Source organism: Humisphaera borealis (assembly GCF_015169395.1).
GTDB classification, from domain to species: Bacteria; Planctomycetota; Phycisphaerae; order Tepidisphaerales; family Tepidisphaeraceae; genus Humisphaera; species Humisphaera borealis.
On the sequence record NZ_CP063458.1, the window covers coordinates 518723 to 544649 of the forward strand.

The window sequence follows — 25927 nt, forward strand, 5'->3', positions numbered from 1 at the left end:
TCATTTCGGGTAGTACTTGTCAGCCGGATGTGCCCAGTTCTCGCTGTCCCAGTTAGCCTGCGGTTGCCATTCGCCGTGGCCATCTCCGAAGACTACGTTCCCCCCGATCGTGCCGTGATTCTGCTGCGGATCGGGTTTGGCTGAGCCACCGCCGAGGTCCCACGCAAGTGGTGCACCTCCCAACTGGCTGAGCTTCGGTCCCGTCTCGGGCATCCACGAAATGCTGTAGAACTCGTAACTCGCGCGGGCCGAGTTAGGCAGGTCATAGTCGGCGGTCACAATCGACGCCTGCACCGGATCGCGGTCCGAAGCGCAATGAAACGCCGCCGGCGACTTCATGTACCCGTTATTCAAAGACACCAGGACAAAGTTGGCGGCATCGTAGTCGCGGGGCGTCATCGGCGGATTGGAGTTGGGCAGACGATCACGATGGTCGTTCGCGTAGGCAAACATTGCCTGTCCGAGTGAACGCAAGTTTGCCAGGCAGGTTGTCTGCCGGGCACTTTCGCGGGCCCGGCCAAGCGCCGGTAGAAGAATGCCTATCAGTGCCGCAATGATGCCCATCACGACGAGCAACTCCACCAGCGAGAACCCTTTGCGGCTGCGTCGATTGGTGATCATGTGACAACTCCCTCGCGAATAATCGGCCCGGTCGGATGGTTGATCACCTGATCGGCTACACCGGATGGGACGAGCGATAGGCCTGCAGCCACTCCCGCGCGACAGATCAAGCCTGTGACCGCGCGCCTTACGCGACTCCCGGCCCACACTCGCGCGCCGACGACGATCGGTGCCACGATGGCGATTGTGATCAGACCGGCCTTCAAGTTGGCGAGGATCGCAGCAGTCGAGATGAGTGTCAGAATGACCGTGACGACTCTTCCAAACACAGTTCCCTGAAGCGTTCCACGAATGCGAGTGAATCGCCGGCCTCCACCAAGATCTTCAGTCGCCGAGGTGATGCGGGCGTCCCACCAGAGGTTCCCGAGCAGTTCAATGTCATGGGGCGACCATTCAAGATCCCAGTTCCCATTCCAGGCGTCGGCGCGAGCCCTCTCAACGAGTTCATCCAGAAGCCGCTCGCGGCCGATGCCGTTCCTGCTCTCCCAGCAGATGTCAAAGGCGTATCGAGAAACCCTTCGAGCGGCTGATTTCGTGGAGCTGTAGTTCAACGCGCAAGCCTGCAACCTCTTGTGGCGCAGACGGAATGCAGTTCTGTGCCAGGCACGAACGATCGGTTGCCCTACGTGAAACAACGCCACCAGCGGACGGCACCACCACCGAGCGGCGGCCGGCAGCGGCGCAGTTGCTGTCGATCGCAGCACGGCAACGGCCGACGCAAGCCAGAAGACCGTGGCACCGGTGAGCAGGCCGTGCCCGAGTTCTGTTCCCCAGAGAATGAGCCCCAAGGTCGCGAGCAACAGCGCGACGGCGTGCCATTCAAAAAGTGTCACGTAGGCCCATACGCTGTAGTCGTTGCGTCGATAGATGAGCTGAAACGGACCGTTGCCGAATCGGCCGTGATAAACGGCAGGCTGGTAGACCGGCAGCGCAATAGCTCCCACTCCGTAGATAACGCCAGCCCACCGCAGCCCGCCGAGCAACTTGTAGCGCCCGGGGTGCTTGAACTGAAGCATGGCCTCTGCCCGTCCATACCCCTTTTGCTGGCGATAGAAATCCATCGCTCGCGCCCGACGATGATGCCAGACCAGCGCAGACGCCGCGTAGCCGATCGTGAGCCCCGCGTCGAGGTACCGCCAGCAGATGTCGACGTCGTCACCGGCTTGGCGAAAACGAACGTCGAATCCGCCGAGTGAAAGCAGGCGCTCCCGCAAGAACGCCATATTGCAGCCCGGTACATGCTCGGCGTTGCGGTCGTCGAGCATGACATGGCTCGGTCCGCCGGGACTGGCGGCGACACATTTGGCGACCCAGTTGTCCGACGGCGGAGGCACGTTGGGGCCGCCGATCGCGTCGACACCCTGTTCGCGCATCGCCAGCACTAAGTGCAGCAGCCATTCGCTGTCGGCCACGCAGTCCGAATCCGTGTAGGCAACGATCTCACCCACGGCAAGCCGGGCCCCCTCGTTGCGAGCGGCGCTCAGGCCGCGATTCTCCTGATGGATCGTCCGGACCTGCGGATAGCGCGCCGCTATTTCCAAGGTATCGTCTGTCGAACCATCGTCGATCAGAATCACTTCGTAGTCGGGGTAGTTCAGACGGAGAAGCGATCGTAGACATTCGTCGAGCGTGGTGGCGCCATTGTACGAACAGACCACGACGGAGACCTTCGGCAAACCCCGCTCATCAATGCGCGGTGCCTCGGCCCAGATGCTCCGAATTGCGAGTGCTGCAGGTTTGTCCTGGCGTGCGACATCAGTGACGCCGAAGGCCCAGTCTTCAATCTGGTGACCACCGGTGTACCAGTCGTCCGTGAACGAGAACACGAACGCGCCCGCCAGCCCGTGTCGATAGACGCGTCTCACATGCCGGGCCAGAGCATCGGACTGGTGCGCCGGGCCCTTGCGAAGGGAATCGAAACCAATTTCACCCAGCACCAGGGGAAGGTGAGCAGCAACGTGATGCAGCCGGTCGAGGTATCGGCCGAGCACTTCGTCGTCGTCGAGGTATACGTTCGCGCAGTAGAAGTCGAGGTTCGACGGAGAAAGGAACTCGGTTGAGGGGTAGTTGGTGTAGGTGGCCAGACAATCCGGAGCACCCTGTTTCAGTGTGTCCAGAAGCGTGTCCAGGAAGCTGGCCACCCGCTGATGGCCGCTATAGCGAACTACATCGCGAGGGATTTCGTTGGCAACGCTGACGGCAAACACGGCCGGATGACGTGCGATAGTCACCGATGCTGTGCGAATCTTCTCGACCGCCTCCGATTGCGCCGACCAGTCTTCCAGAAAGCAACGATGCTTGTCCCACGGCACGTCGACCATCACACGCAGGTGCGCGTCGCAGGCAAGATCAAGCAGCCATTCTGGTGGAAGGTGATAGAGCCGGATGGCGTTGGCACCCAGCAATCGGATGTGCGAAAAGTCCTGCGCCACGCGAGAGGGCGAAGGGAAGTGGCTGCCTTCACGCGGAGCGAACGGCCCGTAGGTGTAGCCCTTAAGGTACCACTTCTCGCCGCCGACTTCGAAAAGCTTTCCTGCGACTCGGACCGGGGATCCACTAGTGGTTCTTCCTCTCGAACCTGCGGCAACGCCCTCTGCCGCCAGGGGGGCGAATCGTTCGGATACGACTGGTTCTGCAAGCGATAACGTTCGCATTCCAACCATCAGCCCATGAACCGGACAGCCCGACCTGTAACCATTAAGCCCGAGTGTGTACTCCATTGTGTTCCCGTGTTGGTTCCAGTTCCCAACAGGGGAATATGGTTATGACTCGAGTCGTCATCGTTAGCGGGGCGATCGCCAACAAACCCCGCAGCGGAGGCGAGGCGTGGGTTCGATTAAGCTGGATTTCAGGCCTGAAACGGCTCGGATTTGACGTCTACTTCATCGAGCAGATTGCGCCGTCGGCGTGTGTCGATGATGCGGGTAATCCCGCGTCGTTCGCCGATTCGGTCAATCGTCAGCATTTCACCTGGGTAACTGGGCAAGCGGGTCTGGCAGCAACAACTGCGCTGATTCTTGCAGATCCAGCGACCGGACGTCCGCTGACCTGCCACGGATTGGCCTGGGATCGCGTGGTGGACCTGGCTCGAAATGCCGAGATGCTGATCAACATCAGCGGTCATCTCACGCTTCCCGACCTGATGCCGCTTCTCAGGAAGAAGCTCTACATAGACATCGATCCCGGGTACACGCAGTGCTGGCATGCAGACCCCGCATCCGCATTTCGCCTCGCGGGCCATGACGCGTACTTCACCATCGGTGCCCATGTCGGAAGCACGGCGTCCTCGATACCCGTTGACGGAATTCAATGGGTGCCAGTCCGACAGCCGGTCGTGCTGGACGACTGGCCGATTGCTCCCGCTCCTCCAGTGTTTCGCTTTACGACGGTATCGAGCTGGCGTGGAGCATTCGGGCCGATCACCCTGGGTGACCGCACCTTCACTCTCAAGCGCATGAGTTCCGCAAGTTTGTTGGGCTTCCTGACCGTGCCCGCGCAGCAGGAATCGTTGAGGTGGCATTTGAGATCGCTCTCGACATTCATCCGGCGGATTCGAAGGACTCGACTCGGCTTCGTGATGCCGGTTGGACGCTGCTCGATCCGAAAGCCGCCGCGGGGGATGTTCAAAAGTTCGGTGACTACGTCCGGGGTTCGTCCGCCGAGTTCTCCGTGGCCCAGGGCATCTACGTCGAGACGAACAGTGGTTGGTTCAGCGATCGTACGATTCGGTACCTCGCCTCAGGCCGTCCGGCGTTGGTGCAAGAGACGGGCTTTTCAGCCTACCTGCCAACCGGACGTGGCCTGGTGCCATTTCGAAACATGGACGAGGCCGTCGATGGATGTGTAAACATCGTTCAAAGGTTTGATGTTCATAGCGCTGCGGCGCGCAGGATTGCGGTCGAACACTTCGACTCGGACCGCGTCCTCACCCAGTTCCTGAAAGACGTCGAGCGACTGACATGAACCCTCGGTCGCTCAAAATCATCGTCAGCGGAATGATCGCAGCCGACCCGGGGCAGGGCGGGGCGACCTGGGCGGTCCTTCAATACGTGCTTGGGCTCAAGCGCCTGGGGCACGAGGTGCTGCTGATTGAGCCGATCCAGCGAGAATCTCTACAGGCTTCCGGCGGTCTACTTCAAGGCTCGCGGAGTGCGAACTACTTCCTCGACGTGGTCCGACGATTCGGCATCGAACGCACGTCGTCACTACTGCTCGCCGATACGACCCAGACCGTTGGGCTCTCGCACGCATCACTGGTTGATTTCGCTGCCAACGCGGATCTGTTGATCAATGTCTCCGGCATGCTCCGCGACCCGGCATTGACTGATCCCGTTCGCGTTACCGCGTACCTCGACCTCGATCCGGCCTTCATCCAGATGTGGAACGCGATGGAGGGGATCGACATGCGATTCGATCGCCATTCGCATTTCATCACCATCGGACAGCGCATCGGCCAGCCCGACTGCCTGGTTCCCACTTGTGGTCGCTCCTGGATAACCACCTTGCAGCCAGTAGTCCTGGACGAGTGGCCGGCAATCGGGCCGGACGGGCCGATCGAATGGCAGGGGCTTACCACCATCGCCAATTGGCGAGGCTACGGCTCTATCGAACACAACGGCCAACTGTTCGGCCAGAAGGTTCACAGCGTCCGTGCCTTGATCGACCTCCCACGGCAAACGAGCGCAAATCTACTCCCGGCGATAGCGATTCATGCAGGAGAAACGCGCGACCTTGCCGCTCTCCAGGGTAATGGCTGGAACCTCCTCGACCCCGCCGACGTCGCTTCCACGCCTGAACGATATCAGCGGTTCATTCAGCGATCCTGGGCCGAAATCGGTATCGCAAAGAGCGGCTATGTTCACTCGCGCTGTGGATGGTTCAGCGATCGCAGCGCCTGTTATCTCGCTTCAGGCCGGCCCGTTGTGGCACAAGATACCGATTTTGCAGAATCACTCCCGACGGGCGAGGGTTTGCTGCGTTTTGCAACGACGGCCGACGCTGCCACCGCTATCGAACAGATCCAGCGTGACTATCGACGCCATTCCCTTAAGGCTCGGCAGATCGCGCAAGAGTACTTCGACAGCAATCGCGTACTGCCAAGGCTGCTTGCCGAACTGGGGGTCACTTGATAGCGCACCCGGCAGAACAAACTGTGTCAGCCCTCCCCCTGGACAGCCTTGTCACTTCGATCGACGCCGGGCTGGCTGCACGAGGTATCGGTGCCCGAGTGTCGACACTTACTCGGTCGCCTTCCCCATATAGCACCAGCTTCGCGTTGGAAGATCTGGAGGCCACCCTAAACGACGGGAGTCAGCTCAGGCTCGTCTTGAAGCATCTTCAATGGTCGTCGTTGCTGCCGGCTGCACGTCAGGTCCGACCTCATTTCCTCCATGACCCGACCCGCGAGATCTGTGTCTACCGCGATGTCCTCTGTGAACAACTGGACACGCCATACCTCTACGCCGCCGGTTCCAACGAGCCGCCGGGCTGTTCCTGGCTGGTACTGGAGCGAGTGGCAGGTGAGAAGCTGTGTCATACCGGCGAGTTGGAGGTCTGGCAGGAGGCCGCCCGCTGGCTGGCCGACGCGCAGGCGAAGTTCAGCCCCGCGGCGGGCGCGATTCAGGTGAAGGTGCCGCTTTTACGACACGATCGCGCGTATTACCTGGGATGGCTGGCGCGGGCCTCGGCGGCGTCGACTTCGCAGAATCGCCAGGGCTACCTGTCCTCCGCGCTGCGGTGTTTTGAACGAATCATCCCGAGACTCGCAGACTCTGCACAGTCCGTGATTCATGGAGAGTTCTATGCATCGAACATTCTGGTTCGCGCAGACAGGCCGGCCGGGAAAAGAATCTGCCCGGTGGACTGGGAAATGGCTGCGATCGGTCCCGCTCTGACCGACCTGGCCGCGTTGACCGCTGGCAATTGGCGAACGGAAGATCGCATGCAGATCGAGGCGGCTTATCACCGGTGTCGTCCCCTCGCTTGCGCGAAAATGACCCGTCACGAGATTGAATGGCTACTCGACGCTTGCCGACTCGCACTGGCGATCCAGTGGATCGGCTGGTCAGATGGATGGACGCCTCCGTCCGATCAGGCTCATGATTGGTACGCCGAAGCAGTTTCGCTCGTCAGATGTCTCGACGGGGGCATCCGACCAGGTCGACCGGCCTGAAGGGCGCGTTATATCACGCATGTTCGATAAGGTTGTTCAATGAAAGGTGGTTCGTTAGCGACCGCCGGATGCTCCAGCAATGTCCCGAATACACACAACCGTACTACCAGGGTTCGACCATCCGATGTGCGGACCAGAGGTTTGGACCCGCCTCTTGTCCTGCGGCGAGACGAACACGCTGTTCCAGACGCGCGAGTGGCTTCTGCCATGGCGCAGGGCGCTCGACGAAGGCAAGCTCCTCCTCATCGTCGCCGAGTGCGACGATCAGGTCGTCGCGCTCGCGCCTCTGTTCGCAAGTGAAGGCATGGTCTTCTTCCTAGGCGCAGGCGAATCGGACTATCTCGACTTCATCGGCGATACGAGTCACCCGGAGGTGCTGCCAGCCATACTGGAAGCTGCCCGAGCCGCAACGCCCGGTTTCCTCGGGTTTCGATTTCACCTTGTTCCCTCCGCATCCAGAACCGGGGATCGCCTCCGCCTTGCCGCGGCACAACTCGGGCTGGCGTGCTTTATCGAAAAGGAACTACCGGCGTATGAAATAGACATGATCCAGCACGCCGACTTCCTGCGAACGACAACAAGCCGGAGCATGTTGAAAAGAGAAACCTACTTCAGGAATAACGGCCGGTTCGAGATACAACGACTGCGCGATCCCGAAGACGTACGGACACACCTCCCGGCGTTCTTTGAACAACACGCCGCGCGATGGGCCGGCAAGGACTATCAGAGCCCTTTCCTGGTGCCTCGTCGCCGGGAATGGCTTGAATACGCCGTGGAGTCCACCGGCCGGGCTGGTTGGCTGCGCTTGCGCAGGCTGGACTGGAACGATCGCCCCCTGGCGATTTCCTTCTCGTGGAGTTATCGCGGTGTTCACTACGCGGGGCCGTGGAGCTTCGACATCGAACACGGACGCCATTGCCCGGGCCATGTCATTCTTCGACACGCCATCCTGGATGCGCTTGATGAGGGCCTGCTTGTGTACGACCTGCGCGGCGGCGACGACCAGTATAAGTCACGGTTCCCGACGCGGACCAAGTCAACGACAACCTGGGGGCTCTACCCACCGGGCGATTGATCGACGTTGCAGAGGCGACACACGCGTTTGGCTCCACGCGCGTGGCAGAGCGGATAATCGAGTCGCGGGTGGCAGGGGTCTTCGCACTTAAAAACAGAAACCGCTGGCGTGCCAGCGGTTGCGACGGAGTGCGAATGTTCGCCGTTCGTTGTAGTGGGCGGTACAGGACTCGAACACCCGCACGATCCCCCGAGGATTTCGCCGGTCGGCGGTTCCGGTGGCGCACAAGGCGGCGCAGTCGATAACGAACTGACCCGGGTCATGAATCTGTGGAGCGGACTGTCAGCCGAGATGCGGCGTGGGCTGCTGAGACTTGTCGAAGGATAGTCAGTAGGCAACAAACCTCTCCGCCGGATCGCCTCTGACGCTACACTACGCGAAGAAGTCTCCCCAACACTTTCCCAAGATGGCGAACGTAGGCGGCTCGAATCTTCTGCCGAAACGCCGGCTGATCGGCGAGCTTCGACAATTCGGCGTGGACATTCCTCCATTCGGACGCACCCGGGTCGAAGTTCACCCCTGTGGCTCCCAAATTGACCCAGAATCGCATCCGCAGTGCCGATTTCCATAAGTATATAAGCCCCCGGCGGACTGCCGGGCTTGGATTGGGGTAGTCGTAGTCGATGTCGACGATGACTTCGTGCGCCCCTGTTGCGGCGGCACGGCGGAGGAACTGGTCGATCTCAAGCGCACTGAAATTCTCCTCCTTCATGATGTATTTGAGCACGGCCCGGCACCCGGCCTGGACATACTCGTCGAGGTTCTGCCATACAGCTGGCAGAAGGTCTTTCCCCTTCATTGTTTTCCAAGTGGCAGGAAAACCGGCGTCGAGCGAGCAGAGGATGTTGATTCGTTTCGTAGCGATACCCTCGCGAATTGACCGGGGCATGACGGTGCCGTTGGTGTGAACCCAGGTCGTCCCACCTGCCAGAGTCGCGAAGGTCAGGATTTGGTCGAACTCCCGATAGATCGTTGGCTCGCCGCCGCCCCAGTCGAATGTCGCACCGGGATCGAGGAACCTGGCGGCGGAAAGCTGTCGCAGTGCGGGAAGGACCAGGTACGGCGTGAACCCGTCGCGGAAAACCGCCGGGTCGGCCGTCTGCAGGAAGCAATAGTTGCACTCGATGTTGCAGTGGGAGAAGTGGGCGATCGCGACCAGTGCAATCGGATAGCTCGGCGCTTTCCAGACGCGCTTGACCAGGTGCGGGCAACCCCGGCACGCGGCATGACCATCTCCCTGATTCTCGCGAATGATCCGCGCCCGCGCGGAGGCGATCGCGCTTAAATCGAGTACTCCGCCGTTGTAGTCGCACAAGTGCGGAAAGCCGGTCCCATGGTGGACGATCAGGCAGGCGTTCACGCTCCGCCGGTTGAACGCCAGCCCGTGTTCCAGCCAGGGGCAGCTGGGGTAGGGCTGACTACGATCCACCTGCGGTTGTGGCTCGTTTAGCGTGAGCAACGTGGATAAAACCTTGAGTTGCACGATGCTCATGAACTTCACACCACCGGTGGAATCTCGAGCGAGTTGACGAGGGACCGATGCGCGGCCGCCTGGAGTATCGCCGCAAACGCCCCGCGGAACGCATCGACTGTTCTCTCCAATTCGGCATCGCCATGAGCGGCACTGGGCAACATGAACCCGCGAAAGGTCAGTATGCCTCGGGCCAGCAGCTCCCGGTGCAGCAGTGTGCGAAGCAGTGTTCTGCGGTTGAGGTCAGGCTCATTGAATCGGTAGACCATTCGGTAGGGCGGGCTGACCAGTTCGCCGTCCATTCCCGACTCGACGCTGCACTCCGCAACGGCAGCGCGCAGACTCTCGCCGAATGAAGCCACTTTCGCCGGGATATCCTCCCGTTGATAGATCTGGAGTGCGGCACGCGCGGCCGCCAGGGAGTACGCGTCGCTCTTGAAGGTCGGGTGATAAAAGATCCTCGCGATGTGGTCCATCACCTCCCTCTGGCCCACCAGCGCAGCCAGTGGCATGCCGGAGGTCAACGCCTTACCGAAGCACGCCAGGTCCGGCACGACACCCGTTGCATTCTGTACGTTGCCGCCGGGATGCCGAAAGCCGGTCATGATTTCGTCGAAGATCAGCACGCTGCCATAGGCCTGGCACATCGACTTTAGCGATCGCAGAAACGCGGCGTCGGCAACCCGCACGGGACCATCGACGCCCTCAACCTGTGCCGCCGGCTCCAGGATGACCCCGGCGATCTGCCCCGGATGATGCTCGAACAGCCGTGATACCTCCGCCAGGTCATTCGGAGCAAATCGGTTAGCACGGGACATCGCTGACGGATCGTGAAGTGATTTCTCAAACACTGGCGCGAAAGGCTCCTGCCATCCGCTATATCCGCTGAAGAGGATCAGCGGACGGCCGGTCTTCACGCGGGCCAATCGGACGGCGGCGGTGCAGACGTCAGATCCGTTCTTTCCGAACAGCACTTTCTGCGCGCACGGAATCATCTCGCCAAGCTGATAGGCCACATCGATCTCCAACTCAGTCGGCAAGCTGAGGATTGCTCCGTTGCAAAGCGACTGGGCGACGGCCTCACGGATCTCCGGATGCGCATAGCCCAGAAGCGCCGATCCCCATCCCATCACATAATCGATCCATTCGTTGCCGTCGCCGTCGCGCACGCGGCAGCCGGCGGCTTCTCGGAGAAACAACGGATAGGGACGGCCGGAAGCCCCTCGTGTCACACCGCCGCTGGGCAAATAGAACGACGAACCGATCAGACTCCCGATCTGAAAGTAACCGGCCGCGTTGGAACCCTCGGCCGGCTCGGCGGCAACTTGAACCACCAGGGACTCGACATTCTGATGCTCGAACCAGGTGACGTTCTGCTCGACCAGATTAAACGAAACGTCCTGCACGGCGCCGCCCAGCCCCAGGCGGGGCTCGACCGAGTGCAGGACGTAGAAAGTGGTCTCCTCACCCGGAAGGATGTCGCGTGGCACACGCACCATGTGGCGAATTGCCCCGTCCACTCGCATGACCAGGTCCACAGATCGCCCCTTTGGCTCGTCCGCGCGCCAAGTGCGCGTGCCGACGTTGCGGACATGAACATAGACCGCTTGTGCCGAAGATTGAGGCCAGCGCGATGGCACATTGTGCCCGACCCATTCGACGCCGTAGAGATGAGGTGCGGACTGGCTCAAGCAAACATCTCCCCGTCGGCGAGGTCCCGCCGAAACAGTTCGATCGATCGCCACAATGGGATCGGGCGGACCTGATACTGCAGTTCGACCGCAAGAGATGTCGCGGGGCCGGTAACCGCCGGTGGCGGCCATTCCAGCACGAAATGGCACCGCTCCCCCGGCATCACGTCGCACCGCAGCCCTTCGGCGATTGCGACATGGTTTCCGAGTTGGAATCGAAGGCGCACGCCGATCCCGATACCAGACCTGATCCACGGTCGGCGGCCGGTGTTCTCGACCTGCGCGCCAAACTTGCTTGAGTGATCGCGCCAATGGCAACTCGCGCGTGACCAGCCGTGCCGAACACCATCGATCGCCACGCGGTGGTAGCCGCAATTCAGGAGGTGGCTGAACCCGGCCTTCTGAAACGCGTCGCAGCATGGTCTGGTGCAGCCTGTCGAGCGTGATCGGGATGTCGATCCGCGCCGGGCAACGGCAGGTCTGCTGCACGCATCCAGAGCACGTCGAAGGCCCCTGTGGCTGAAGGCGGAAGTACTCCACGTCTTCCCACGTCTCGTAAGGCGAGGTGCGATACACGCCACCCATGTACGCAGCGCGAAATAGCCAAGCCACGGGCAGCCCCTGGCTGCACGTCGGCTCACATTCGCCGCAGCGGCTGCAGAGCGACGTCGTCATCTCGGCAATACGCAGTGCGTGTGGACCCGCCTCCGGTCGCGTTGCGATTCTTTCGGCGACGCCGGCGGATGCGTTCTCGATCGCTTCTTCAACGCTTGCCGTACCGGGTAGCACGCAAGAGACCTCCGGGTTCTCCAGGATCGCACGAAGGGCCTCGCCGGCGGCTACGCCCGAAGGGACCGCCGCTGAACCGTCCGGCGGCGGGAATGCTTTGCTGGGCGTCAGCATCCCGCCGGCCAGCGGAAGCATGATCATCAGTCCCATTCCCTTCGCCTTGCACAACGGAAACAGTTCCTCCCGCGTTCGGCGGATGTCTTCAAAGTGCCAGCTTGCCGGTGGATTCAGCGTCAGCGAATGAAACCCGAGCACGTTGTACGACAGCATGATCGCATCGAACACACCCGACTCGATCAGGCGTCGCGCGAACTCAGGCTTACCGTGGGTGGTGCAGAAGATCGCCCCCAGCCGGCCGGTTGCCTTCATCTTCTGGAGGAACTCCACCATCCCGTCTTTGCCCCAGACGTTTTCCTTGCCCGCCTCCCGATCCTCGACACTCGCGATGCCGAACAGCTCCAGCCGATCGGTCTTCAGCATCCGACAGGTGGACTCGAAGAGCCGCTCAAAATGTCGAACCTTGCCGGTCGCATTTCCGGAGGTGTCGTATCCATTCGATGCGACGATGACCTTCCGACCCGATCGCAGGACTGCCTCGGCAACAAGGCGGTCGGCACCCTCGTAGTCCAGTGCCGTATGGACGATGCTGACACCGCGATCAAAGCCCGCAAGGAGCGTATCAATCGCCTGAGTCCGCGGTACACGGCGTAACTGCGCGGTGCCGAACCCGACACAGGAGACTTGAATGCCGGAGGATCCGAGGGGACGGAACTGCATAACAAAAGCCCACTCGCCGCTACACAGAGGAGGATACCGTCATTAGCATCCACGAGATTCGACTCGCTTTCCAGAAGGCGGGGACCTGTGTTGATTTGGACATCGATTTCGGCGACGAACTAGGCTCTGTCTAACGGATGCCAAGTTCGGCGCTCGTTAGGAATTGCGCTTTCTATTATTGCATGCCATGCTGCCTCCATACGGAGGTTCTGATGGCTCGCTACGAAATCACGGACGATCAATGGGCCCTTCTCAAGGACCTGTTTCCCAGGCAGGCTCGCGGCGGCAAGTGGCTCAATCATCGCACCGTCCTCAACGGCATGCTCTGGATTCTCCGCTCGGGCGCTCCTTGGCGTGACCTGCCCGAACGCTACGGCAAGTTCGGAACGGTCAACCAACGCTTCAACCGCTGGCGTCGCGACGGCACCTTCGACAAGATCCTCAAGGCCCTTCAGATCCGACTGGACAAGGCCGGTAAGATCGACTGGGACCTGTGGCTGGTCGACGGCACGAACATCCGCGCCGGCCGGGCCGCGGCCGGTGCTCGCAAAAAAAGCACCCGCTCGACACCCTCGAACCCGACGACCACCACCTGGGCCGCAGCCGCGGCGGATGGGGATCCAAACTCCACCTGGTTACTGACGGCAAGGGCCTTATCCTCGGAGCCACCCTCACGGCCGGTCAGACGCACGAATCGACGCAACTCCACAACCTGATCCACAGTGTCCGCAGACCTCGTCGGATCGGCTGGCCCGATCAACTGGCAGGCGACAAGGGATACAGCTACGAATCAACTCGCCAGTTCCTCAAAGACTGCGGCATCGAGCCGGTCATCCCGCGAAAGAGCAACCAGAAACGCCCCAAAGGCGAACGTTTCGACAAGAAAACCTACCGAAAACGATCCCGCATCGAGCAGGCCGTGGGCTGGTTGAAAGAGTGCCGGAGACTGGCCACACGGTACGAAAAGCTCGGACTAAGCTTCCTTGGCTTCGTAAAACTCGGAATCATGCTGAAATACTTGAGGATTCTGGGTCCATTAGACAGAGCCTAGCTGCTCTTGAAGAACGTGCGTGCGCCGCCGTCGCCGGCTGGACGCGTGAACCCCATATTGCTGGCCGACGGAGGATAGGGCACCGGCTGGTCACCGGCGTGCCATCGACCACAGAGTTAGCGGGGCGGCAAAGTCTGAGTCTTCCTGTTGGCTCGTCTACGAGACAGATGATGCATCCCGACGCGATGCTTTTGATCGCCGTGGCCACGATAGCCGGCGTCCCAGTGAGACTCTGGAACAGGAATGAGATGATGAAGGAGATGAGATGGCATGATCGGTGCCCTGACAGCGTCAGGTCACTGATGCCGAGGCGAAACCGTTCGGACCAGATGCTTCTCATCTGTCGATAGGTCGCCGGCGTGCGGACCGTCGTTTGACTTGACCCTCTTTCACTATTGCCTCTGGCCAATTGAACTCGTGCGATGTCTCGAACTTTTCAAAAACCGCTAGCGCCTTCTTGTCAGGCTCGGTGACATCGTACCCACGGACGCTCAACCTGCATTCAAGACCCGCCAAGGTTGCTGAATCGCGAAAGTGCCTGTTGTGATATCCCCCATGGCAGTCCGGAATCCCTGCCACGAAGCTGCGGAGGTGGACCATCTCGTGAAGCAGCGTATGTAACGCCTCGCCCTTTCCCGCATTCAGGTGACCTGCCGAGATCGCAATCCAAGGTATTGTCCCCTTCTTACCTCGAAAGAGACCTGCGACCCCTACGTCAAGTCGCTCGACAGTGATCAAAATCTCGAAAGGAAGCAGATTGTCGAAGCAATGCGCATTAAGAAAGGAGTAGGCCCGCTCGAACTCTTCGATGATCTCCCGTACCGGCGACTGGACGGGGAGGATTGCGGGCGACGCTGTCGGTGTCGGTCACTCGGCTGAACCGGGCCCAGTCCTCGACAACTTCGTCGAGCAGTGCCGTCGTCATCGCCGGAAACTCCGACCGCAGGCGCTGAGGGCGCGCCGGATGGTGTCGGCGTTCTCGAGCCCGCGCGCCGTCATGGGAACGGCACGGAAGGAGTCGCTCGACTTCAACCGCTTGCCAAAATCCCTGTCGCCCCACCTCACTGCTGACTCTCGAGCAACGCCCAGCGTTTCAATCGTCGTCAGCGCGATCTGACCTACGTTGTTGGATGACATCAAAGTCAGGAGCGGTACTTCCGCGATGCACGATGCCTATGCCGATAACCGGCAGCAGCTACACGACCTTCGCAACTCGTTCACGCTGCCCGATGAAGCGATCGGAATGGCAATGTTCCTCGGCGGGGAGTTTCAGGGTGCCGACCTGTTCGACCGCCATTCCACCCTCCAGCACTTCTGGTCATCGCTGCTGGACAGTTACTTGATCGGCTTTCTGAATGTCCAATCCGAGGAGGCGGCGGAACCCTCGCCCGACGCAATCGCCAAGGTACTCGACGAGGTGACCAAAGCGGCGTGGGAATCCTTCACGCCCCCCGGAGCGGGCCTCGAATGGAGGACCGAGACGGACGCGTACAGTGGCTCCGCATTGGTCTGGAACGACGAGTCGGTGATTCATATGCAGGTATTTCCGAAGTCGACCGAGCCTGCCGAGCCGCGGGGCTTGCGCCCCCGACGACGGTAAGGCCCCAGCAAAAAAGTCGCTCTTTTCCAAGCTCTTTCGTCGGATATTGAAGCAACTTGAGAGCTGCAGCCTTCTGCTCCCCCCGGTGTGCGAATCACGGCGAACTTCGACTTTGGCAGCCTCAGAGCAAGCCAACGCAGAGATTTCTGCAATGCATTCCTCCTCAAGAGATTCTTGCTGTAAGCGACTTTGGTAAGATGCAATTCACGCTATTCGGTGGAGAGCAAATGCCGGACGATCTCATTTCCGCGACAAGTTCCGCAACTCCTGGCTCCGTAACGGGAGTGTGCGTCAGGATGTTGCTTGGTCATCATCTTGAGCCCGCTTCCGGTCAAACCTTCGGCGCCTCAGTGACTGAGTTCGCCGCAGTCACACAACTCTCCGTCGGCGACGACCCGGTGCTGATGGGCCCCATGCAGGTATCGATCGGCGGATGTACAGCACCTTCGCCATTCAACGCCATGCCAGGCACCTGCTATGGTTGCGGACAGGTCTCGCCCGCCGCAGGTGAACTGCTTCGAGCACCTATGCCGGTTCTTCGGATAGGGAACCAAGGGCATTGTGCCGGTGTGGCCATTAGCAATGTGTGGCCACACCCGCCCATCCCCGTAATGTGCGAGCTGAAAATCTGCCGATCTGGACAACGCGCCACAGGAGGCGCTCCGCCACCGGCTGCAGTTCCTCAAGTCGCCCATGGAACTGTTGGAGCGGGTGAAGCTGCAACGAATGGACAGAGCGAGTTTAAGCTCAAGGTGTCGTGGCTCGATGCGCCGGCAAACGGTCTCCGAGTTTTGGCACGCCCGACGAAAGGCGAGGCGGCCCAAGGAGTTAGGAACCTGATTCTTGACGAGAAGGGCTGCGTCACGTTCCGTATGCCGAATAGAGAGTGCGTCGTCCAATTGATCGACGTCCTTCCTGAGCAGATCCATGAGCAATCCGCGGCCACTGTCTCGGAAGACAGATTACCTTGCCTGAATTACACGGTGAAGAAGGGTGACACCCTGTGGTCGATCGGCCAACGGTTCGGGACTTCCTGGGAGAAGATTTGGAATCATGAGAAAAACGGAAAACTGAAGAGTGACCGGCATAGCGATCCAAAACGTCTTCAAGAGAACGACGCCCTGGTTATTCCGCAACTTCAACGAGCGACCCTAAAGTTGAATGCCAAGACGGAAAACCATGTGAGGCTCGTACCACTGCTTCCGCACATCGACAGTCATTGCCACGTCGTTGCAGCATCGCAGTATGAGCCGGTCTTGGGCGGATCGGACCAACAAGAGCTGGCAGCCTACGACGAAGTCGTCCTCGTATACAAAGACGGCGTCGCGGTGCGGTGGCCCGCACCGGTTACTGTGGATGTCCGCCGTACTGGCACGGATCCGGGCGAGCAGCCGACGTGGGATAGGACGGATGTTGACGTCCAAAGTGTCGTTCGACTTTCGATTAGCTCAAGCAACCGCACGCCGCCGCAGCCTGCAATCTATGAGTCGGAAACTGAATGGACGGTGTCCAAGCCTGGATCGGACGGCGTGGCTTCGGGTGTAGCGATTTTTTTGGCGAACGGCTCGTTGACGCAAGTACCACTTCCGACGTGTCTTCGGCGCAACGGGCAATTGCCGATCTGCCTGCGAGATGGACAGGAGCTTAGGTTTCAGGAAAACCTTCCCCGGCTTGTGCAGCGGCATCATTTCGGATTCGCCGCGTGGATCAACACCCCAGCAGGGTTCCGAGGCGCTGTCAGCATGGTGGCCGTTGGTAAGTTCCTCGTCCACAACGTACTTGAAAGTGAGGCGACAAACGCTTGGTATCTGCTCAGGGGGCTGGCAGGAAACTCGACGACCGATCGGCTCAACGATCGGGCAAAGGCCATCGTGCCCCTCGTTCTCGATCTTAGCCAGACTCCGATTCGAAAATCCCTTCACGCCTGGGTGCTGGATGTAATTGCTGGCTCACACGTCGAGGCCGAAGTTCGCGACGACAGTCAGGATTACCCGCGGCGCGAGTACATCTGGTTCAAACAGGACGTCAACAGAATCGTCACCGTCGTAGAACGTATCGCCCACAAAGGGCGCGGTGAGGTTTTGCCGTTTGCCCCATTTGATGCGCGGAACCCGGAGGCAATGAAGATCGTCAAGGATTGTGTCCCGCAACGGGGTTTTGTCGGAATCAAGATGTACACACGTTGCGGTTGGTTGCCCACGGAGAATGCCAAGCTCTTCGGGGATCCTCGTGGGGCAATCGTAGACCGACAGGCTAAAGAGCTTCTTGAGTTCGCCATCAAAAGCGACCTGCCGATCACGAATCACCATTCTCCGGGGGGATGGCCCCCGACCTCAGAAGAAGTTGGGCCTGCATGCTTTTGGTCGAGTCTGAACTTCGGATTTCCGCGTCTGAACAAGCCAAATCCGCAAGCCAGTTTCGAGGACGCCGCCCGATGGCTGGTTGAAGCGTTCTGTGTCGCGACGGCGAGGTACTGCGAGTACGTTCAGACACTGGCCTCGCCTTACATCTGGATCTCGACCCTTAACGAGAATACGAGACTCCGGCTCAACTTGGCCCACTTTGGAACTGCTGGTGCCGCTTGGTGCCGCTATCAAAGCAGGCAGTCGGCAAGTATTGAGGTGAGCGAGTCCACGTCCACCTATCTCCGCTACAACCCTGTCATCGTCAGCGGGGAGAGATTTGCCGGTTCGCAGTTCAAGGCCGCTGTCCTGCTACGCCTGACGCGCGCATCAGTTTCTGAACTGGAGTGGTATTTGACAGACGACGAGTTCGGTTGGGCCCGCAGCCAGTTACAGCGTCTAACACAAGGGGATCCCACCGTGCCACTCCTCTGGGAGCTCAAAGAGCCTGAGCACCTCAACCAAGTGTTGCAACTACCCCATTGGCAGGATTGGCTATCCCAGTGGAAAAACCGATTTCCATTGGACTGGTGTTCCAAGATACTGGACTTGATGACGAATTTTCCCAACGTCTTCGCCGATCTATCCTATTTCGTCGGCGACTTGGAACGAGAGGATGGCGATGTGCTCCGCAGGCTGCTTTCCGAAATTGCAAAACACAAAACCTGGCAGCATCGCGTCCTTGCCGGTACCGATTGGCCCCTGATCGAGAAAGACGGCGTTGGCGTATCCGAAAGCTGGCTCGCTTTTCGTCAAGCCGTCGATGAGGCGGCCATTCTCGCGAAGGTATCGGCCGACTCGCTGTGGCAAAAACTCACGTGCGAGAACCCACTCAGGTTTCTCAACTTGAAGACGCGGATGGACGCGCTGGAGAAATTCTACAATGAGCCCCTTGGCCAAGACAGGGAAGGTGGAGATCCCGTCTTCTGGTGGCCGGCAGTCCGCCTTTATTACGACCGGGCGAAGGATAACCCCGGACATTGAAATGCCCCAACCCGATATGTAGACTGCCCGCAAGATTTCTACACGCCATCGCATGGGTGAGCAGCACGCTTTTTTTCCTGACGACTCGACTCTGGCCGTCCTGCGGTCCGTCCGTACTCAGGCGGATAAGGGCGACCAGTACCTGACCGACTTGCTCCGTTTGCTGGCCGGCGCTTGTGCCGACTTAGCACCGGCCCTGAAGTTATTCCCGCCTACGGCAACGCTGCGCCCTGTCCAAATCACCACTGGCGTGAAGTTCCCGCTGCAGTCGCTTCTCAAAGCGGCTGAGAGCGTTCGTCAGGCTGCGGGTGGCAAAACAATCACGTGCTCGTCCCTCTTCTACATTGCCGTATCATCCGAAAACTACTGCGGCGATGAAATCGACAGTCAGACCGTTCGCGTTCTCGCCAAACAGGGCTACGGGCTCGCCGGGTTGAGCTTCGTCGACAAGCCGCCCCCGCCGGTTCCGGTTGGTTTGGGAGACGACCTGACCGCGATGTCCTACGGCTGGGAAGCATCACCGCTCGGTCTCGCGGATGACGCCGCCGTACCCCGCTACTTGCAAGTCCTGATGGTCCAACTCTTCGGCGGATACTACACGCCGGTGCTGGTTGCCGAGCCTGGCGTCGGCAAGACCACGCTCGCCATGCAGATTGCCTACATGCTCCGCAGCGGCGACGGGCGGGTAAACTCGTCGATGCATCAGCTCCGGGTCGTCGGGGTATCGCGATCGCACTTAATGTCCGGCACTGCTGACAGGGGGCAGCTTGAGGAACGCGTTCGGCAACTCGTCGATCTTGCCCATCGAGACAATGGCTCCATCGTGTTTTTCGACGAGATGCACTCGATGTTCGATTCGAGCCGCGAGGGCACGATCATCTCCAACATCCTGAAGCCGCCCATGGCGGCCGGGCAGTTGCGATGTTTCGGCGCAACCACCCGCGAAGAATACGATCGCATCTTGTCATCTGATCCCGCACTGGCCGATCGGCTCTCGCTGATCCCGTTGCCCGAACCCACACGCGACGCGGTCGTCGCAAATTTTAAGCGATCCCCTCAGTCCGTCCTGAAACGCACCGGCCAGACGCAGCCTCCCCGCTTAACCGACGACGCCATTCAGGCAGCCGTCGACCTGACCATCCGTTATCTGCCACTGCAGCGACTTCCGCGCAAGGCCGCGAACCTCATCCGCACGGCGGCAGCCGAGTTGCATTATGACAACCCTAAGGCGACACAACTAACCGGAAACGATGTTCGCCGAACGCTCGAAAAAGCGCTCTCCATGCCGGAAGGCCACCTGACCGCGAGCGTTTCCAAACGAGCAGGCCGCCTTCGCGAGTTGATCTGCATGGACGTAAAGGGACATGATGAGGCTGTGAGCCTCATTGCCAACTACATCATGGCAGGTGAAGACGCGCGAGCGCGCGGCGCACTTCAGCACGGACCGATCGCGTCCATTTTCCTCGTCGGGCCCTCAGGCGTAGGCAAACGTACGCTCGCCTGGTCAATTGCCCGCCATCACTTTGCCAATGGCGGGGCCGAGCGCGACGTGATCTCGGAGATCGACGTCGATGGGTTTGATGGCGAGACCGGCATCAATCGCTTGCGTGGTGCGCCGCCCGGCTATGTCGGATATGAGGAAACGCGGACCAGCATCTACAGTGATGTCCGCGCCTCCGCCCGCCGACTTGTGCTCATTCGCGGCGTCGACCGCTCCAAGGGGCTAGCCGCACTGCTGCGTCCCATCCTCGAAGAGGGAACCGGTGCAGACGGTCGCGGCAGGCCCGTGTCGTTTGCCGGCTGTGTCCTGATTCTGACTGCCGAGTCCGATCAGCAGGGCGACGCCGCCGCTCTTCGTGAGTCTGTAGATCTGAAACTGGACCTCCAGCTAGTCGAACCACTGGGTCTCGCGGAGATCGCAGCGGAAATGTCTTCCCAAAGCAGCCTTAACTCGACCACCGCATCGGAGATAACGGCCGCAGCAAAAAGCCCGAAAGACATCGTTCGCGCGATCAGGTTGGCTTCGCTACGTATCCACTAGGCATCATTAACGGATAACGCAATGGCAGAAAATAAAGTGCACAAGACAGCAATGCTCGTTGGCGACTTTGGCGGGAACAATGAGAAGGTGAAGGACAAATTCATTGTCTTCTCGTACGCGGGACGTCCCAATTTAGAATACGACGCCTTTGTTAACCATTACGACATCCAGACTACCGAGCTTGGGCCACTTAATTCTGGCAATCCATTCTTCAATTTCTTTAAGCCAATCGGTCCACCGAATGGCGCGCAGCCTGTCAATGCCTCCCAGATGGCGGAGGAGGTTGTTAGCGGGTTTGATCAATTGGCGAAAAGCATTGCATCGACACTGTCTCAGGTTGACGAAAAACAAAGCAAAGCTACAGCGAAAGAAGAGAATCTGAAGGTCAATGGCCGCCCCTCCAACAAACCGTTTATCAATGTGTTTGACGCGGTCATTGGTGGCAAGGACAACATTGGTTGGGAAAAATTTGAGACAGCCACGAAGCTGGGCCTAGAAACCCTTCGATCGGAAGGCAAAACAGGGAACATATCGTACAGCACGTTGAGTGAAAAACGCAGTCTCTTCCGCCCATTACTGTGGCGCAACTTCTTCGATAGACTTAATAGCGCCGCAGAAGAGGCCGCCAAAGCATTTATGACTCAATGCAGAAAGTCGCAGATCGATAACGTCAAAATCGATCTGGGCGACAGAGGACGTTGGAAGCGATTCGTAACCAGTCTCGCAACGCGGAACGACGTTCTAGACCCGGCAGACCTCGGCACTGCTGTAGGTGTAGACCACCCTGCGACACAAGAATTCCAAGCTTGGCTCAAGAACTTTGACGGTCTTGCAAAAGCTACGGTCATCGGAAAGGCAGAGGTGCATGAAGCTTTGAGCGTCGCAACAGAACAGGCAAAAACAGATTGGAAAGCCGGCTCTGGTAAAAGGCCATTCCCGGCTGTTTTCTCGGGAATCCTCTCAGAGTACGCGCGTGCTCGGTCCGGCGGTGCGATGCTCAGTGAGGACCTCATGGTTGATGTCCTGCATAATGCGATTCTTGGTATGATTGCTGGCACATCGGTTTCCGCTCAGGATTATTTCGCGAAAGCTCGTGCTGAGGGTCGCAAAGACTTCGCCAATGAATCTGAGGATAATTTTCGTGATAATATCAACGGATATGCTAAAAAACTAATCGAATTGCTCAAAGACGACAAGGCAATTCAGGATGCTGAATCCATAGCTTGTGTTGCTGCCCATCTCGCCTGGTTGGCGACCGTCGAACCCACAAAGCGAAGCGAGATTACTTCTTGGCTGCTTCTGGCACAGGATCCAAACTGCAATTCAAAGCTATCTAATGCTACCGCCGCTCCAGCAGGGGATTTCGCAACGCAGGTCGAAGCCTGGTTTGTGGAGGCGAGACAGCGGCGGCACGACAGAGGACATACTGGCTCCAAGGACGACTCGATGAGTTCGGCGAGTTCAACCACTGGCACCAGTTCTTCGGGTGTTGATCGAAACACAGAGACCGTTCGAGAATCTGAAGGGTCGCAGAGTTCAGATTCGCGGAAGGCCGGCACGGGAGACTCTGACGACGGGAAATCGAACCAGGGTTCAGTGGGCAATGAATCCGAGCACGTCTCGACACCTTCTCCTCTGCCTGGGCAACAGCAGAACGAGCACGGTGAGCCCGTCGATGTGAAGGGGGGGGCTCCGGTTGAATCCAAGATCGAAAGCAGTCACGAGGATAAGACTTCAAAGGTCGACAAAAAGGTTGTGGAGACTGGCAAGGAACTGGATGCACTTGATAGTTTGTTGAAATCGGTATCCATCAATCTGAATGGCCAGCTACCGAAATTGCATACGCTTCTTCCGTTATTCCATACATCGATTCATAAATCATTCACCATCCTCCTTTCGCAGAAGGACTTGCCGGACGCCCAGAAACTGGCTCGAGAAAGCGCATTTCAGTATATCCACGCCGTGATGCTTATTCGCCAGGGCTTGCAGTTCGGTGATCCTGACTCGGCAATCCTGCGATGGATCTTCGAAATACGGCAACACCAAGGTGTAGATCAAGTCCTGAAGAATGTGCCGGTGACGGAGTTTATTGATCTTGACAGCCTCGTAGTCCAGCGGAACGCCATGGACGACGCGTACACTGCTGCTATTGGTGATTCGATTCCATTGCTAAGCAAGTTATACGGTGTCGAATGCTTGATGCAGTCATTGAACAAGGATGGCTATCGCCTAGTTGTTTGGAACGGGAATTCAGCTACGGCTGTCGCGCGTCTTGCGAGTATCACTGCGATGAATCCAGGACCGCCCTGCGGCGATTCAGTGCCGCTTTGCGTATATTTTGCTGACGAGCCCGACACCGTTACAGAAGCCTTACTCAGTCAGCCTACTAAGAATCGATTTCCACCGTGCCTGCTAGACGCAGGTCCTGATTGGGTGAAAGGAAGACCCTGGCTTTCGACACTTCCGGACATTGAACAGATTCCTTGCCTGTCGCTATGTGGTCCGGGTGTACGTCTTCGTGGATTGACCGACGATGTCAATGAGGGTTTGAAGGCAAATAATGGCAGTCCGTCGTCACCGCTGATACCCGCTGGCTTCTTGGTTCTCGCCGCTGCAATGAACGGCACGGAAGTCGTCTCAGCGGGCGACTACGATGTTCACGTGCTACCGACAACCCAATTTGTAGGGACTGGACCACAGGAGCAGGGGGCCGTCAGGTTTAATCTGACGACGGTGGCGGGGGCCTTGTTAAAAGCCGGGCTACTCGGCGGTATTAAAAAGGTGTTGGCGTCAGATTCTAGCCAGTTCGGAGGCGATATCCTCGCGTGGCTGGAAAGGTGCCAGATCACCGGTATCACCGATCGGCCGACGTATTGCCCGGCCGAGTGGAAGTTTGCCGTCCCTGGCGAATCGAAGATGGTAGTCCTTTGTAATGACTCGAAGTCGACGATGGCCCTGACTGCGACTCCGGGTATCTATGTTCACCGAGTAAACGCCTACTATGCGTCGATCCGTCCCGACTGATTGGATGGAGTCTGATGTGTCGGAGTCGATATCAGTAGGGTCCACGCGAGGCAAAGGAGGCAAGCATGTCCTTTCAGTTAGCATTCGACGGAAGCATCTTTCGTGAGGTCAGCGGATACCGATTTGCGATGGTGCTTTCGGGTGGTGGCGCCTTATCTGCGGCTTTGCAGGTCGTCTTGGAGGACTTTGCTGCGCAGCCTGGTGGAATACTGGGTCGAACTCAGCCTCTGTCCTTCCTAATTGCGAACATGATGCCTGCCGTTCCGGCAATCGGCGCAGTAACGATTGGCATGCCCAGCAAGGGCGCTCTGTCGTCGGGCCTGAATCTGACGGGTTTCCAGGTCGCTTCAATCGACCGTCAGGTTGTTGGAGAGTATGCGCGCCTCTCCTTCGACTTCCGAGGGACGCCCGGGTTCAATGTTGTCCCAACGGTTCAACCGGCGGCGCCTCCGCTGGGCGTGAATGCTGCCGGAATGGTCCGGTTCGGTCCTGGCGCTGTGGCCAATGCGAATTGGAAGCCCGTCCGAGATATAGATTCTTCGGGAAAGGTCCTGTCCTGGCGAACGGATCGCTGTGTAATGGATGATCCGATCGCGAGGATGCTGGGATGGCGAGGAGCCGCATGGGACGTTAACCCGGAGTTCAACTGGACTGGCGTGGACGCGGCAGCTCAATCGGCCAAGGGCGGTGTAGCCATGACCGTTCCCGGAATGGTTTATGAGGAGTTGGCTGGCCGCTACTGCGCGTTGCCAAGATGGCGGGCATACGAGCTTGAACGTGCGTTCGCGACCCCCGGCGGAGTTGGTTCGTTGTTGCGCTGCGATCTGGACGTAGTTGTGCCGAAGGCGGTGCATACGAATAGCGAGCAAGGCTATCAACCCGATGGTCGCATTGAGGAACGGGTGTCGATCGTCTTCTCTGGCGACATCAAGATTCCGGTTTGGTAGCCGTAGGGAGTTGTCTTGGCCGGTGTCTCATCCATCACGACGACTGTCGCAGGCGTGACGATGCACTTCCATGCGGTAACGCGCATTGAGGCCGTCGGTGCCCGCTTGCGGTGGAAGCTCCATACACGCGATCCCAGGATCGCTGGCATTCGTGCCGGTGCGCAGGCGGGTACACCCGCCGATCCGTCGCCGAGACTCGTTGGACCGATCGAGGTCGTGCTGGCCGGTGGTCAGAAGCTAAGCATCAACGGTCCGTTTAGAATCGCGGATGCTCCTCGTAGGACAACATACCCCGATGAACTGATGCTTCAGGTGGAGCAGACCGTTGAGACCCCAGCAAGTCTAGTTCCGGGACGTGCGGCTTATTGTGTGCCCGCCAACGGTATTGAAGGCTTTCTGAATACGGACCCGTTTTCCGGATCCTTGCAGCAGATCAATCAAGCAGTTCGTAAGAAGATCCAGGGGATGTTGGAAGGCATTGGAGAAACGGTCGTACTGAGAGTCGACCGCTCCCCGCTAGATCTTGCGGCATGGCTGGCATGGTCGGCGTCGTATCTGGGCGAGGACCACTTCTGGGTGATCGGAAGAGCCGGCACGAACTGGAGCCTGGTCAAGGACGACAACCAGCAGGCATTCGACATGACTGCCGATTGGCGCCCGACTTATGAGACAGAAATCTGTTGCAAAGAGCTCCCAACGCCATATGCACGGAGGGCAGGTTTGGTCGAGGTCTACCAAAGGGTGTCCGAGGTGACCCTGGATGAAGCGACACAGTTATTGACAAAAGCATTTCTCCCGAAGCGGGCAAACTTCGCGGGGAACCACCGGTGGATCGTCCGGCGACGAGACACCTGGGCAACCGGGCCAGTCGGCTGGGAAAGCCTAATCGACATTGCCGATGCACCACCAGAGCCTGTGTGGCAGACGCCGGACCTGGCACCTATGGGGTATCTGCGAGGTAAGGTTGCCAAGTCTTGGACGAGCGGTGTATCCGTTCAATGTACGATGGATGGGTGCAACGATCTTTTTCCCGCAAGACTCACGAGTTTTGACGCAGGGACCGGCAACGCCTTCGGGTGGCAATGGGTTCCCAGTGAGGGCAACACACTCTGCCTGGACCCCGATTGGTCGCTCACTGGTATGCCGTTGATCCGATACGCCCAGCGTGATGTTGAAGTACCTGCTCCATACGCAATGGCCTTGCCGACCGGAAAGCAATGGTCCGGCAAGACGGGGATGCGGAAGATGACGCTCTCTGATCGGGGGATGCGCGTTGATTAAG

Annotated in this window: 14 protein-coding genes and 1 pseudogene; 11 read left to right on the top strand and 4 right to left on the bottom strand. The window is 59.1% G+C overall.

Annotated elements, in window-relative coordinates; translation table 11 throughout:
* Together IPV69_RS02050 and IPV69_RS02055 are read right to left on the bottom strand one after the other, a co-directional pair.
* Positions 1 to 621 (bottom strand): type II secretion system protein, encoded by a 621-nt coding sequence (locus IPV69_RS02050; protein ID WP_206295629.1) that lies wholly within the window; start codon positions 619 to 621, stop codon positions 1 to 3.
* The gene (locus tag IPV69_RS02055; RefSeq protein WP_206293252.1) at positions 618 to 3026 is read right to left on the bottom strand and encodes a glycosyltransferase; all 2409 of its coding nucleotides are present in this window, start codon (positions 3024 to 3026) and stop codon (positions 618 to 620) included. Before IPV69_RS02055 ends, IPV69_RS02050 begins: the two co-directional genes overlap by 4 nt.
* A gap of 359 nt (positions 3027 to 3385) precedes the next feature.
* Here IPV69_RS02055 and IPV69_RS02060 point away from each other — a divergent pair, with 359 nt between their 5' ends.
* From IPV69_RS02060 to IPV69_RS02075, 4 genes are all read left to right on the top strand, one after another.
* Positions 3386 to 4468 (top strand): hypothetical protein, encoded by a 1083-nt coding sequence (locus IPV69_RS02060; RefSeq protein ID WP_206293253.1) that lies wholly within the window; start codon positions 3386 to 3388, stop codon positions 4466 to 4468.
* A 148-nt stretch (positions 4469 to 4616) separates the two neighbouring features.
* Entirely contained in the window at positions 4617 to 5750 is a 1134-nt protein-coding gene (locus tag IPV69_RS02065) for a hypothetical protein (protein ID WP_206293254.1), read from the top strand.
* A gap of 197 nt (positions 5751 to 5947) precedes the next feature.
* Positions 5948 to 6793, top strand: a complete 846-nt coding sequence (locus IPV69_RS02070) for a phosphotransferase (protein ID WP_206293255.1) — start codon at positions 5948 to 5950, stop codon at positions 6791 to 6793.
* Between the two features lie 154 nt (positions 6794 to 6947).
* Positions 6948 to 7868, top strand: coding sequence for a GNAT family N-acetyltransferase (locus IPV69_RS02075; RefSeq protein ID WP_206293256.1), 921 nt, complete (start codon positions 6948 to 6950; stop codon positions 7866 to 7868).
* 367 nt (positions 7869 to 8235) lie between these two features.
* On the opposite strand, the gene IPV69_RS02080 is transcribed toward IPV69_RS02075, so the two are convergent.
* Complete coding sequence (locus IPV69_RS02080; protein WP_206293257.1) at positions 8236 to 9360, bottom strand: radical SAM protein; 1125 nt, start codon at positions 9358 to 9360, stop codon at positions 8236 to 8238.
* 5 nt (positions 9361 to 9365) lie between these two features.
* Positions 9366 to 12596, bottom strand: coding sequence for an aminotransferase class III-fold pyridoxal phosphate-dependent enzyme (locus tag IPV69_RS02085; protein ID WP_206293258.1), 3231 nt, complete (start codon positions 12594 to 12596; stop codon positions 9366 to 9368).
* A gap of 209 nt (positions 12597 to 12805) precedes the next feature.
* Here IPV69_RS02085 and IPV69_RS02090 point away from each other — a divergent pair.
* From IPV69_RS02090 to IPV69_RS02120, 7 genes and pseudogenes are all read left to right on the top strand, one after another.
* Positions 12806 to 13647: pseudogene (locus IPV69_RS02090) on the top strand (IS5 family transposase).
* A gap of 1126 nt (positions 13648 to 14773) precedes the next feature.
* Positions 14774 to 15247 (top strand): ARPP-1 family domain-containing protein, encoded by a 474-nt coding sequence (locus IPV69_RS02095; RefSeq protein WP_315853147.1) that lies wholly within the window; start codon positions 14774 to 14776, stop codon positions 15245 to 15247.
* Positions 15248 to 15474: 227 nt separating this feature from the next.
* Positions 15475 to 18633, top strand: a complete 3159-nt coding sequence (locus IPV69_RS02100) for a LysM peptidoglycan-binding domain-containing protein (RefSeq protein ID WP_206293260.1) — start codon at positions 15475 to 15477, stop codon at positions 18631 to 18633.
* Between the two features lie 52 nt (positions 18634 to 18685).
* Complete coding sequence (locus tag IPV69_RS02105) at positions 18686 to 20674, top strand: AAA family ATPase (protein WP_206293261.1); 1989 nt, start codon at positions 18686 to 18688, stop codon at positions 20672 to 20674.
* A 21-nt stretch (positions 20675 to 20695) separates the two neighbouring features.
* Positions 20696 to 23698, top strand: coding sequence for a hypothetical protein (locus tag IPV69_RS02110; protein WP_206293262.1), 3003 nt, complete (start codon positions 20696 to 20698; stop codon positions 23696 to 23698).
* A 65-nt stretch (positions 23699 to 23763) separates the two neighbouring features.
* Positions 23764 to 24645: a hypothetical protein gene (locus IPV69_RS02115; protein WP_206293263.1), complete on the top strand. Its 882-nt coding sequence runs from the start codon at positions 23764 to 23766 to the stop codon at positions 24643 to 24645.
* Positions 24646 to 24660: 15 nt separating this feature from the next.
* Positions 24661 to 25926: a hypothetical protein gene (locus IPV69_RS02120; RefSeq protein ID WP_206293264.1), complete on the top strand. Its 1266-nt coding sequence runs from the start codon at positions 24661 to 24663 to the stop codon at positions 25924 to 25926.
* Position 25927: the final 1 nt, after the last annotated feature.